The following is a 12370-nucleotide window of genomic DNA, read 5'->3' as shown; positions in this document are numbered from 1 at the left end:
GAAGGGCAGTAGTGGTATCTGCCGAAGTTTAGGTGAAGTGAAGGCCTCACGCCATCCCTTGGGTGCCTAGCCGAACAGCCGGAGCAAGAGCGCCCTGCCGACCGGGAGCGCCCGGATGCCCCGATAGGCGCGCACATATTCGCCGGCATAGAACGCCCGGATCGCATGGACGCGTGTGTCCATGCCTTCCTCGAACCGCACCGCGAATCCGTCCGGCGTTCGCCGCACCACGACCGCCGCGATGGCACGGCCATAGATGCGGCATTCGATCGCGCTGCCGACCGCGGGCGGGTCGGGATCGATCAGCCGGGCGCCGGTGATGGAGAGATCGGCGAGCCGCGCGAGGTGCGACTTGCCGTCCTGACGGAGCAGGATCGCCTCGTTGCGAACGAAGCGCTCCGCCTTGCGCTTGCGCGGCTGCTCGATGCAGACGAAGCAGACCACGGTGAGGATGAGCGCGTTGTAGAGGCTCCAGCCCAGCGCCAGCCCGCCATAGGCAATGCTCTCGCCGCGCAAATGCAGGATGAAGGCATAGGCGATGCCCGCAAGCGTGACGACCAGCGCAGTGCCATAAAGCCGCAGCAGCGGCCATTCGACGAATTTCCTGCCGCGCTCGCCGCCCTTTGCGGTCACCCTGAACTTATGTCCTTTCGGTTTCAGCAAGCCCGTCGTAATCGCCTTGAGCACCGCGGGCGCTGCGACGAGCTGCGACAAGTCGGTCATCATGGCGAGTGCACGACCGTGCGACAGCCAGGTCATGGTGAGCCCGTGCCAAACATAGAACGGTAGGAAGAACTGCAAGAGCTCGGAGAGATCCGCCTGCACGGCCTTGATGCCGAACAGCAGGAACAGCCAGGGTACCACGAGCCCGAACATTCTGGCCGGATAGACCGCAGCCCAGCTCATGAAGGCGTCGATCAGCGACAGCCGGTCGATGAACGGAAGCTTCGATGTTCGCGACAAGGGGCCGCTGCGGCCGCGCACGATCTGCATGAAGCCGAGACACCAGCGGCCGCGCTGGGTGATGTATTCCTTCAGCCCCTCGGGCGCGAGTCCGATGGACAGCCGCTCGTTGAGATAGATCGTCTTCAGCCCGCGCTCCTTCAGGCGCAGCGTGACGAGATAATCCTCCGTCACCGAATCGGTCGGAAAGCCACCGATCGCCTTCAAGCCGTTGTAGCGGATCAGCGAGGACGTGCCGCAGCAGAACGCGACGCCCCAGGCATCCTTGGCCGGCATCAGGATGTCGAAGAAGAAGCGCTGCTCGTCCGGCCACACGTCCGTGGCGGCGAGGTTGGTCTGGATGGGATCGGGGTTGATGAAATGCTGTGGCGTCTGCACCACGCCGACCGATGCGTCGTCCATCAGGCTGACGGTTTTGGCGAGAAAATCGGGGCGCGGCACGAAGTCGGCGTCGAGGATGGCGGCGAAATCCGGCCGCTCTACGAGCTCACCGACGTGACCGAGCGCATGATTGATGTTTCCCGCTTTGGCATGGCGATTGTCGGGACGGGCGAGATAGCGGCAGCCGAGCTCGCCGGCGAGCCGCCGCAGCCACAGGCGGCGTCCGTCATCGAGCACCCAGACGCGATAATTGCCGTACTCCATTCCGGTCGCGCCGATGATGGTGCGCTCGAGGATCGACCGCTCCTCATTGTAGGTGCAGATGAAGACGTCGACCAGCGGGGCGGCAGGATCGCTGGCGCGGCCGTCGATCCTGGCGGAGCTGGAGCGATCGATCGTCCGGCTCAGGAACAGGAGCGACAGCGCCACCGCGATCATCGAGGCCGCCTCCGTCAGCATGAAGGGATAGCCGACCATCGCGTCCGCCGTCAGGCCGAGCGGCGGCAGCGTCTGTGTCACCCGCCAGTGGAAGTAACGCACGAGCAGGACGAACGACACGCCGGCGAGGCACGCGCGCGCCAGCGTGCGCTCGTGCCGGAGCAGCGGCACCAGCGCCAAGAAGGCACCGAGCGCGACCAAGCCGGGCGCCAGCGCCGCCATCATGGCGTGGTCTCGTTGCGGCCAAAGACGACGCGGCCGGTCCGTCCCACCGTGCAGCCGTGCGCGGCGGCATCGCCGATCGCCACCGTCACGCGATAGGGTTCCTTGCTCAGCGCATCGGGATTGATGGCGAGATTGGCCGGCGCGCCGGCGGCGCCGGTCAGATTGACGACGGTGCCGGCGATCGGCTCGGCGCCATCATTTGGCTCGAACGTGGCATGGTCGCCGAGCTGCAGGCGGTTATAGACGCTCTCGGTGACGTTGGCCGTGATGACGGCGCCGCTGCAATCGAGCACCTTGAGCAGGGGCTGGCCGGCCTGCACGTCCTCGCCCGGCGAGGTCATCATCTCCCAGACGCGGCCTGCGACCGGGGTCTTGATGTCGGCCTCGGATAGATCGGCGAAGCGGATCTCCTCGGTGTTGATCTCGTTGCCGAGCCAGGTGATCTCGGTATCGATGCGCGAAAGATCGGCCTTAAGATCGTGCGCGCGCTGGCGCATCTCCTCCTCGCGCTGCACCGAGCTCGGCCGGTCGTTGTAGCTGTCGCCGAGGAACGATCCGGCTTTCGCCGCGGTCAGCTCGACCTTTGCCGCATCGAGGCGCTTGTGTGCGCCGAGCTCGGTCTGCTGCGCCACCGAAAGCTCGCGCGTCAGCCGCGCGAGCTCGACGGTGGAGACGTTACCGGTTTTCGCCAGCGACGAGGCGCGGTCGGCGGCGGCGCTGGCCTCCTCCCGCCGCGCTGCGGCCGCCTCGATCGAGGTCTGGATCTCGGCGATGCGCGCTTCGAGCTGGAGCACGCGCCCGTCCCGGAACTGTGCGGCCTGCCGCGCGAGGTCCGCTTGCGCGGCCTGCGCCGTGGCGAGCTTGGCGGCGACGCTCGGCCGCTCGTTCTCAAGGCGCGACTTCTGCCGCCGGAGATCATCGAGCCGCGTGCGATCGCTGCGCGAGTTGGCCACACGCAGCACGATGGTGCCGGCCTCGAGTCTGGCCTGGTCCTTGAGCGGAGCGGCGGCGGCCACGCGCCCCCCGATCGGCGCGCGCAGCGTGACGAGGCGGGAGTTCAGCACGGCCTCGACGCTGGAATTCTGCCACATTGCGCGCAGCGGCAGCCAGCCGAACACTGCGACAATGGCAAGTCCTGCGGCGAATTTCACGCCGCGCCGCAGATGGAGCCAGCGCCGAGTCGGCTCCGGAGGCTCCGCCCGCGCATCCGGTCCGAGGCTGTGTTCCTCATGGGTGTGCAGCTCCTCGTGCAAGGTCTGTTGCAGGCTCTTGGCGTCACTTTTCGTGTTGTGAGCGGAGGTGTCGTCGACGGAAGCGGTGCGAGAGCGGTCCATCATGGGAGTCACCTTGCTGATGGGTGCAGGCGGAACCGGATAATGCCCAGGGACCGCTCGGCGTGCCCGGCTGGCGCCGATTAAGCCGAAGCTGCGCTTTCCAACTTTATAAACTACAGCGTGTGTTTTTTGGACAGATGCTGGTCAACTTTTAGTGACGGCGAAACGATGATCGCGCGCATCTCGCCGCGGCCGGGCGACGCACCAGGATGACCTTGCGCCGGCTCGCTGCTTTCCTACTTCGAGGGGCGCCGGCCAAAGGCGGTCGCCTTGGTAGGCCAAGGAGACGGCGATGAACTATTTCCGTACCGCTTTGCTGCTCGCAGGCCTGACCGCCCTGTTCATGGGCGTCGGCTATCTCATCGGCGGCGCCACCGGGGCCATGATCGCGCTGGTGATCGCGGCGGCGACCAATCTCTTCACCTACTGGAACTCCGACCGCATGGTGCTCTCGATGTACGGCGCCCATGAGGTCGACCGCGCCAGCGCGCCGGAACTGGTCGGCCTCGTCGCCGAGCTTGCGGGCCGTGCGGGGCTACCGATGCCGCGCGTGTTCGTAATGGACGAGGCACAGCCCAACGCGTTCGCCACGGGCCGCAATCCGCAGAATGCCGCGGTCGCCGTCACCACCGGCTTGATGCATCAGCTCAGCCGCGAGGAGCTCGCCGGCGTGATCGCGCATGAGCTCGCGCACGTCAAAAACCACGACACGCTGCTCATGACCATCACCGCGACGATTGCCGGCGCGATCTCGATGCTGGCGCAGTTCGGCATGTTCTTCGGCGGCCATCGCGACAGCAATTCCGGCCCCGGCATCGTCGGCTCGATCCTGATGATGATCCTCGCGCCGTTGGGCGCCATGCTGGTGCAGATGGCGATCAGCCGCACCCGCGAATATGCCGCTGACGATCTCGGCGGACGCATCGTCGGCCAGCCGATGTGGCTCGCATCCGCGCTGGTCAAGATCGAGAATGCTGCGCATCAGGTGCCGAATTTCGAGGCCGAGCGCAATCCTGCGACGGCGCACATGTTCATCATCAATCCGCTGTCGGGGCATGGCGTCGACAATCTCTTCGCTACCCATCCCTCGACGCAGAACCGTATCGACGCGCTCCAGCAGCTCGCGGCCGAGCTCGGCGCGAACGCGGCGCCATCGCTCGGCGCCAACGAAAACTATCCGCCGCAAAGTCCGTGGGGCCGCTCGTCCTCGCGCGGACCGTGGGGATGAGATGAGCTGACACCAATCGGTTCAGCCGCCGCAAGACGTGCCGTGATGGCGTCACGATTGATACGCGAAACCAGCCGTCCAACTCTGCATTGGTGACGGTAGTCGAGCTCAGCGTCAGGATGCGAATTTGGCGCTCATCTAGTCCAAAAGGACTCTTGCGCTTCGCCCCGCATTGATTCACACCAGTGCGACTCGCCTTTTTCGGCGAGTCGGCAAGGCCGGACGGCTTGCCCGGTGCGAGAATTGTTTAAACAGAATTGCCGGAGGTGCGCATGTTGCACATGAACCGGTCCGTGCGGGACGAGGCAGCGTCGCACGAGAGTTTTCTGGTAAATGCGGAAGGCGCGCTCCTTCTGACGTCCTTCGCACTTGCTGCAATCGGCTGGTGCTGTCTGCTCGCAATGTGGCTGATGAGAGCCCTCTCCTGGGCGTCTGACTGGGCGGCCTGAGGCCCGCGCAGCCGAGATTGTGACCGGCTTTGTGAGCTGGCGCACACAAGATCGTCCCCGCCGGTGCTAACACCGGTCCAGACCTCAAGCGTCTGAAAGGGGATGCGTGGCCGGCCTGTTGCCGGCGACGGCCGGCGATGACCAGATTAACCGCGCCATTGTTGATCGTGTCGGGCATTCTCGTCGGATTGTCGTTGCATACCGTCGTCAATTGCGGCGATGCCAACGAGCCCGACGTCTGCTCGGCCGTGATCGGCTTCAGCCCGTTCTGCGGCTCGCTGATCGCATTCGCCTATGAGGGGCGCGGCCGCATCGCGCTGCGGCACGGTGATGCCAAACGGGCGGTCGCGGATTTCGACCAGGCCATTCATCTCGACCCCAACCGCGCCGCCACCTTCCGCGACCGCGGCCAGGCACACCGGCAGAACGGCGAGCTCGATCTCGCGATCGCCGACTACAACCAGGCGATCGCGCTCGATCCGAAGCTGGCCGCGTCCTATTCCGAACGGGGCCTCGCGCTGGCGGCGAGGGGCGATCTCGACCGAGCGATCCTGAGCTACAACACCGCCATCCGCCTCGCGCCCAATGATGCGGGCACGCGCGTCAATCGCGGCCTCGCATTTCTCGCGAGCGGACGAGCCGAGGAAGCCCGCGCCGATTTCGAGGCCGTCCTCGCGCTTCCGGAGCGCCCCGACGGCGCCGCCCATCAGCTCGCCCGCGCCAAGCTCGGTGAACTCGGCGAGCCAAGGCCGACCAACATCTCCGCGCCGCTGCGGTGAGCTGGCGACAATATCTCTTCTCCCTCTCCCCGTTCTTTACGGGAAGAGGAGTTCGGATGAGGGGCTCTCTCCAGGGTGAGAGTCGGATTCGCCGAGGTTTCCCGCTCACCCGAAATCAAGCTTCGCTTGAATTCGACCTCTCCCCGCAAGCGGGCGGTGAAACGCGCAGCTATCTGGCTTTCTTCTTCGCGGGTTTCTTCTTGGCCGCTGGCTTCTCATTCGCCGGCTTCTTCTCCGCTGCCTGCTTCTTCTCAACCGTCTCGGCGGCTGCGCTGGCTGCGAGGCGCATCGACCTTGCGTAGCTGTCAGCGACGTTGTCGGCGGACATCTGCAAGCGCCGCGCGGCCGCGGTCGCCTGCTCCATGGTGGTCTTCGCCATCATCTTGTAGCGGTCGCGGGCGTCCTTGCCCTTGGCCTTGGCCGCCAGCCCATTGAGGCGATCCCGCCGCTCCTTGGCGCGGGTCATCAGGCCCGTATGCAGTTGTCTGGCCAGTTGCCGGATCACGCCATCCAGGTCGGCGTCCGCCATGTCTCTTGTCCTCTTCGCAAAGTCACACCAAATCGCGCGCGACTATGCAGATGCCGCTTGGCAATGTGAAGGGGCGGGCAGATCGCTTGCACAACTTCGCGCGAGGGCGTGGATCGGCCCCACGCTTCGGCGTAACATCGCCGCAGGCCACCAGGCCCCACATGCGAGCCGGAAGGAGGATCCCATGTATGCCGCCATCCGTCAGGCCAAGGCGAAAAGCGGGAGCGCGGAGGAGCTGGCGCGCCGCATCAAGGAAGGCGCCGTTCCGATCATCAGCGATGTCGACGGCTTCCGCGCCTATTACGTGGTCTATGCCGGCGACGACACGGTGACCGCGATCTCCATCTTCGACAAGTTCGAGCAGGCGGAGGAGGCGAACCGGCGCGCGATCGCCTGGATCGAGAAGGATCTGAGTTCGCTGCTCGCGGGCCATGCCAGTGCCGCCGCAGGCCCGGTGATCGTGCATACGCTGGCGTGACGTGCGGGGTATCTTCGCCTCTCCCCGCTTGCGGGGAAGAGGCGAAATTCAAGCGCAGCTTGAATTTCGGGTGAGGGCGACTCTCCGCGAGTCCAACTTTCACCGTCCCCGCGGAGACTCCCCCTCATCCCGACCCTCTCCCCGCAGGCGGGGCGAGGGAGCACGCCCCCTCACAACTCCCGCGCATTCGAGAACGCGAACGAGCTTACCCGTCTTGTCGTCTCATCCAGAATCAGCGTTCGCGTGATCGGTGGCTCGGCGCGCTGGGCGCAGTTTTCGCGCTCGCAGAGGCGGCAGTTGACGCCGATCGGCGTGCCCTCGGCCTTCTCGAGATCCATGCCGGCGGCGTAAACGAGGCGCGAGGCGTGGCGGATCTCGCAGCCGAGACCAATGGCAAAGCGCGGCTGCGGAAGAGGGTGGGGCGCAATGGGCCGGCGCACCATCTGCGCGATCGAGAAGTAGCGCGTGCCGTCCGGCAGCTCGATCACCTGCTTCAGAAGCCGGTCCGGCGTGTCGAAGGTCGAATGCACGTTCCATAAAGGGCACGTGCCCCCGAATTTCGAGAACGGGAAGGTGCCGGAGGAAAAGCGCTTGGAGACGTTGCCGGCATTGTCGAGGCGGAGCAGGAAGAACGGGATACCGCGCGCGTTCGGCCGTTGCAGCGTGGTGAGGCGATGGCAGACCTGCTCGAATCCGGCATTGAAGCGCTGCGCCAGCACGTGAATGTCGTAGTTCAACGCATCGGCCGCCGCGAGGAACGGCTGGTACGGCATCATCACGGCGGCGGCGAAATAATTCCCGAGCGTGATGCGGAACAGGCGCCGCGGCGCATCGTCCAGCGGCCCGGCGCGGCCGATGATGGTTTCGAGATGCTGGGCGCATTCGCCGAGCCCGAGCTGGAACGCAAGCTGGAACGTGCGGCCGGGCGGATCGACGAGCTCGGAGATCAGGAGCTGGCGGCGATGGCGATCGAAGCGCCGCAAGGTCTCGCGCATCACGTCGACGGGCATGATGCGGGTCTGAACCGAATGTTTTTCGCGCAAGCGTGCCACGAGGGCTGCGTAAAGCCCTTCGGCCGGGACGTTCAATTCGTCGCGCAGGCTTTCTGCGGCCTGCTCGAGCTCCGGAAAATAGTTGCGGTTGGTCTCGATCAGCTCGCGCACGCGCTCGACCGGATTGGCCTCATAGCGCGTGCCGACGTCGCGGTCGGCCATCTGCGCGGCCGCCAGCGTCTCGCCCTGGCGCGCCTCGGTATAGGCGGCGTAGAGCCGCTGCAGCGCATGGGTGACGCCGGGGCAGAGCTCGGCGAGGTCGCGCAGCTCCTGCTTGGGAACGTCGATCTGGCGGAACAGCGGATCGGAAAAGATCTCGTTCAGCTCGGCGAAGAAGCGGTCCTCGTCGGCGGTGGCGAGGTCGCGCAGATCGAGGTCGTAGGTCTCGGCCAGCCGCAGCAGGATCTGGGCAGTCACCGGGCGCTGGTTGCGCTCGATCAGGTTGATGTAGCTCGGCGAGATCCCGAGCCCCTCGGCGATCTGGGTCTGTGACAGCCCTAATTGCTGCCGGATCCGGCGGAAACGGGGACCGACGAACAGTTTCTTCCCGGATTCGGCGGGCATGTCTCAGATCTCCTGACGCATCAAGGACAGCCTTGCTGACCTATATTTTTTACTAACTTTACAAAATAACACCTATTACATGTTCTGATGTTACATGACATCACCAATAAAAAACAAGCCATCTATACGAAGTTTCTGTTTTCGCGTTTAGCTCCTGACACGCATCTCGCAATGCATTGTCAAGAATGTCGATGGCTATCCATCGGCCATCGTCAGCGAAAGGATAGGCACATGAATTACCAGCCCCGCGGCATCAACGCGCTTCAGCGCCCGGCCCCGTATCAGAGCGAGATCGAGGCAGCCCAGGCGCTCCTCAAGAACCAGCCGACCTGGAACGGCGTGTCGGCCGAGGCCGTCGCCCGCATGCGCCTGCAGAACCGCTTCAAGACCGGTCTCGACGTCGCCCGCTACACCGCGGCGCTGATGCGGGCCGACATGGCGGCGTATGACAAGGACCCGACCAAGTACACCCAGTCGCTGGGCTGCTGGCACGGCTTCATCGCCCAGCAGAAGCTGATCTCGGTCAAGAAGCACTTCGGCGGCAAGACCGATCGCACCTACCTGTATCTCTCGGGCTGGATGATCGCGGCGCTGCGCTCCGAGTTCGGTCCGCTGCCCGACCAGTCGATGCACGAGAAGACCTCGGTGCCGGCGCTGATCGAGGAGCTCTACACCTTCCTGCGTCAGGCGGACTCGCGTGAGCTGAACGACATCTTCCGCAGCCTCGACAAGGCGCGCAAGGAAGGCGACAAGGCCAGGGAGAAGGAGCTGATCGAGAAGATCGACAACTTCCAGACCCATGTCGTCCCCGTCATCGCCGACATCGATGCCGGCTTCGGCAATGCGGAGGCGACCTATCTGCTCGCCAAGAAGATGATCGAGGCGGGTGCCTGTGCGCTCCAGATCGAGAACCAGGTCTCGGACGAGAAGCAGTGCGGCCACCAGGACGGCAAGGTTACCGTGCCGCACGAGGTCTTCCTGGCCAAGATCCGCGCCTGCCGTCACGCCTTCCTCGAGCTCGGCGTTGACGACGGCATTATCGTGACCCGCACCGATTCGCTGGGTGCCGGCCTCACGCAGCAGATCGCCGTCAGCCACAAGCCCGGCGACATCGGCGACCAGTACAACAGCTTCCTCGATTGCGAGGAAGTGACGCCGGAGAACGCCAGGAATGGTGACGTCATCATCAACCGCGACGGCAAGATGATGCGTCCGAAGCGGCTGGCCTCCAATCTCTACCAGTTCCGCGCCGGCACCGGCGAAGATCGCTGCGTGCTCGACTGCATCACCTCGCTGCAGAACGGTGCTGACCTGTTGTGGATCGAGACCGAGAAGCCGCATATCGAGCAGATCGCCAAGATGGTCGATCGCATCCGCAAGGTGATCCCGAACGCCAAGCTGGCCTACAACAACTCGCCGTCCTTCAACTGGACGCTCAACTTCCGCTGGCAGGTCTACGATGCGATGAAGGAAGCCGGCAAGGATGTCAGCAAGTACAACCGTGCGGAGCTGATGAAGGCGGAATACGACGACACGCCGCTGGCGATCGAAGCCGACGAGCGGATCCGGACCTTCCAGGCCGATTCCGCCAAGCGCGCCGGCATCTTCCACCATCTGATCACGCTGCCGACCTATCACACGGCCGCGCTGTCCACCGACAATCTCGCCAGGGAATATTTCGGCGAGCAGGGCATGCTCGGCTATGTGAAGAACGTCCAGCGCGCAGAGATCCGCCAGGGCATCGCCTGCGTGAAGCATCAGAACATGGCGGGCTCCGACATCGGCGACGATCACAAGGAGTACTTCGCCGGCGATGCTGCCCTGAAGGCGGGCGGCGCCCACAATACGATGAACCAATTCGGCTAACGGTTGAGGAGACTGACAATGACCAAAGGCAGCAATTTCTGGGTGATCGGCGGCGAGTTCGGTTCGATGAACTTCCACAAGCTCGTGGAAGGCTCGGCCCAGGTCAAAGGCCCCTTCAAGTCCCGTAAGGAGGCCGAGGACTGCTGGCGTGAGGTGTCGGAGGAGAACCGCCACAAGGCCGGTGTCCGCTTCTCCATCGTGGAAGAGCCGCACCGCGCTCCGGCAGCCTAGAGCGTGATCCGGACCCTACTGCTGGCGGCCTAATAGAACCTCATAGAAGAAGACGTCCAAGGACGGACGGTCCCATCCGGGCTCTGCCCCGGGTGGGATCGTCTGTTTTTGGGACAGGGAAAACTCCCCTCCGGAGACGTAAGTATCTGGAATTATACGGCCTTTGCGGAGATCATGGTTGCTGATAGGTTAACGGCGCCAGTCGAGCTACGAGGCCGAAAATGTCAGAGCCCGAGATTAGCGGGATCAATCCCAGCCAGCCGCGCCCGGTGCGGCTGCGCGATGCGCTGCTGAAGGCGCGGATCGAGGCCGCCGACCGGACCGGCGTCGTGGTCGACCTGCGTGATGCCGAGGTAGCGCGGCTGGAGATCCTCAACGACGCGCTCGAAGCCTTGTTCGCTCAGGTGCCGGAGCAGATCGACCTGTTCGATCGCGGCATCAGTCAGGGCGACACGCCGCGGCTGTGGATCGACGTCGTCGCCCACATCATGATGGGCCGCGACAAGCGGATGTACCGCTTCGTCCAGGACACCCGCTTCGGCCGCATCGTCCTCGCCGAGTCGCATGACACGGCGGCGATCGTCGATGCGGTGACGGATTACGTCGCCCGCCGCATGATCGAGCGCGAGCACGCGATGGTCGTGCCGCCCGAGCCCAAGGCGGCCGAGCCGGAGAAGCCGCGCCGCTCCCGCATCTGGCCCTTCCTGCTCGGATTCATCCTCGGCGCCGCCGCTCTGTTCGGCGTTGCCGTGCTTGCGGCGTTGCAGAGCTGGTGAATATCTCTCAACTCGTCCTTCCGGGGCGCGCCGAAGGCGCGAACTCGGAATCCATTTATCCGCATGCGCCGTGGCCCGATGGATTCTCTGATGCGCAATTGCGCGTCATAGCTCGCGGCTGATGCCCACCCTGGACCGACGGTCGTGCAACTCAAACCAGCCGCACGTGCTTGATCTGCCGAACCTGCAACCCATGATCCAGGCTGCGCACCGTCTGCTCGCAGCGCCAGCCGGCATTGTCCTTTTCGATCGCGAACAGATTATACGCCGCCGCAGGATAACGCCCATGCGCCAGCGCCGAGGCCGATGGCACACCCACCGCTGGCACGTTGCCGTTGGGGCCTTCGAACCACATCGTCGAATGCACGTGATCGTGCCCGTGCAGGATCAGCTCGACGCCGTGCAGCCTGATCAGCGCGAGCAACGCATCGGAATCGGTCAGCCGCTTGTGGCGCGCCTTCGACCTCAGGGGATGATGCACGAGCAGGACGCGAAAGACGTCTTCGGTCGAAAGCCGCGCCAGCACCTCTGCGAGCGCTGCGAGCTGGTCGCGGCCGAGCGTGCCCGTCGCCATCAGGGGCGCCGTCGGCACCGCCGTCGACAGGCTGATCAGCGCGGCCGGTCCGCGCCGGCGTACGGCGGGAAAGAAGCTTGCCGCAGGCTCGTCGCCGGCAATGTAGTTCAGGAAGGTTTCGCCAAAGCGCTGGCGTGTCGCACTGACATAGGCGTCGTGATTGCCGGGGATCGCGGTGACGCGATCCGGCGGACCGACGCCTTCGAGCCAGTCCAGCGCCGGCGCGAATTCCGCTTCCAGCGCCAGGTTGACGAGGTCTCCCGTCACCGCGATGTGGTCGGGGCCTTGCGCGTTCATGTCCGTGACCAGCGCGTCGAGCACCTCGCGGCGCTGGTACTTGTGGCGGTTGCGCGCCCAGTTGACGTAGCCGAGCGCACGCTTGCCGGCGAGCTCGATCAGCCGGGGCCTCGGCAGCGGCGGCAGATGCGGGTCGGACAGATGCGCGAGTGTGAACGGTGCCATCAGATGCGCGTTTGCCTCGCTATTCCCGTGCTGTAATGGCA

General features: G+C 64.8%; 11 protein-coding genes. 6 read left to right on the top strand and 5 right to left on the bottom strand.

What is annotated here, in order from left to right:
* Positions 1-66 precede the first annotated feature (66 nt).
* Positions 67-2007 carry a glycosyltransferase gene (locus QA640_RS33855; protein WP_283037137.1) on the bottom strand — a complete coding sequence of 647 codons (1941 nt, stop codon included), beginning with the start codon at positions 2005-2007 and terminating at the stop codon, positions 67-69.
* Positions 2004-3344, bottom strand: coding sequence for an HlyD family secretion protein (locus QA640_RS33850; protein ID WP_283037136.1), 1341 nt, complete (start codon positions 3342-3344; stop codon positions 2004-2006). The genes QA640_RS33855 and QA640_RS33850 overlap by 4 nt, the downstream gene beginning before the upstream one ends.
* Positions 3345-3633: 289 nt before the next feature.
* Between QA640_RS33850 and htpX the strand changes: the two genes are divergently transcribed.
* Both htpX and QA640_RS33840 read left to right on the top strand, forming a co-directional pair.
* A complete protein-coding gene (htpX, locus tag QA640_RS33845; protein ID WP_283037135.1) occupies positions 3634-4569 on the top strand; it encodes a zinc metalloprotease HtpX in 936 nt (311 codons plus the stop codon).
* 586 nt (positions 4570-5155) lie between these two features.
* Entirely contained in the window at positions 5156-5797 is a 642-nt protein-coding gene (locus tag QA640_RS33840; RefSeq protein WP_283037134.1) for a tetratricopeptide repeat protein, read from the top strand.
* A 169-nt stretch (positions 5798-5966) separates the two neighbouring features.
* Here QA640_RS33840 and QA640_RS33835 read toward each other — a convergent pair whose 3' ends face one another.
* Positions 5967-6326 (bottom strand): hypothetical protein, encoded by a 360-nt coding sequence (locus QA640_RS33835; RefSeq protein ID WP_283037133.1) that lies wholly within the window; start codon positions 6324-6326, stop codon positions 5967-5969.
* Positions 6327-6510: 184 nt separating this feature from the next.
* Between QA640_RS33835 and QA640_RS33830 the strand changes: the two genes are divergently transcribed.
* Positions 6511-6804, top strand: coding sequence for an antibiotic biosynthesis monooxygenase (locus tag QA640_RS33830; RefSeq protein WP_283037132.1), 294 nt, complete (start codon positions 6511-6513; stop codon positions 6802-6804).
* A 170-nt stretch (positions 6805-6974) separates the two neighbouring features.
* On the opposite strand, the gene QA640_RS33825 is transcribed toward QA640_RS33830, so the two are convergent.
* On the bottom strand, positions 6975-8420 hold the full coding sequence (locus QA640_RS33825) for a short-chain fatty acyl-CoA regulator family protein (RefSeq protein WP_283037131.1): 1446 nt from the start codon (positions 8418-8420) through the stop codon (positions 6975-6977).
* A 231-nt stretch (positions 8421-8651) separates the two neighbouring features.
* Here QA640_RS33825 and QA640_RS33820 point away from each other — a divergent pair, with 231 nt between their 5' ends.
* The 3 genes from QA640_RS33820 to QA640_RS33810 all read left to right on the top strand — a co-directional run bounded on the left by QA640_RS33820 (position 8652) and on the right by QA640_RS33810 (position 11293).
* A complete protein-coding gene (locus tag QA640_RS33820; RefSeq protein WP_283037130.1) occupies positions 8652-10286 on the top strand; it encodes an isocitrate lyase in 1635 nt (544 codons plus the stop codon).
* 18 nt (positions 10287-10304) lie between these two features.
* Positions 10305-10517: a hypothetical protein gene (locus QA640_RS33815; RefSeq protein WP_283037129.1), complete on the top strand. Its 213-nt coding sequence runs from the start codon at positions 10305-10307 to the stop codon at positions 10515-10517.
* A gap of 221 nt (positions 10518-10738) precedes the next feature.
* Positions 10739-11293 carry a hypothetical protein gene (locus tag QA640_RS33810; RefSeq protein ID WP_283037128.1) on the top strand — a complete coding sequence of 185 codons (555 nt, stop codon included), beginning with the start codon at positions 10739-10741 and terminating at the stop codon, positions 11291-11293.
* Positions 11294-11444: 151 nt separating this feature from the next.
* Here QA640_RS33810 and QA640_RS33805 read toward each other — a convergent pair whose 3' ends face one another.
* Positions 11445-12329 carry a metallophosphoesterase gene (locus tag QA640_RS33805; protein WP_283037127.1) on the bottom strand — a complete coding sequence of 295 codons (885 nt, stop codon included), beginning with the start codon at positions 12327-12329 and terminating at the stop codon, positions 11445-11447.
* Between the last annotated feature and the right edge of the window lie 41 nt (positions 12330-12370).

This window comes from Bradyrhizobium sp. CB82, assembly GCF_029714405.1.
In the GTDB taxonomy this organism is placed as follows: Bacteria; Pseudomonadota; Alphaproteobacteria; order Rhizobiales; family Xanthobacteraceae; genus Bradyrhizobium.
Note: the sequence above shows the minus strand (reverse complement) of the source record. Positions and strands in the feature narration are given on the sequence as shown.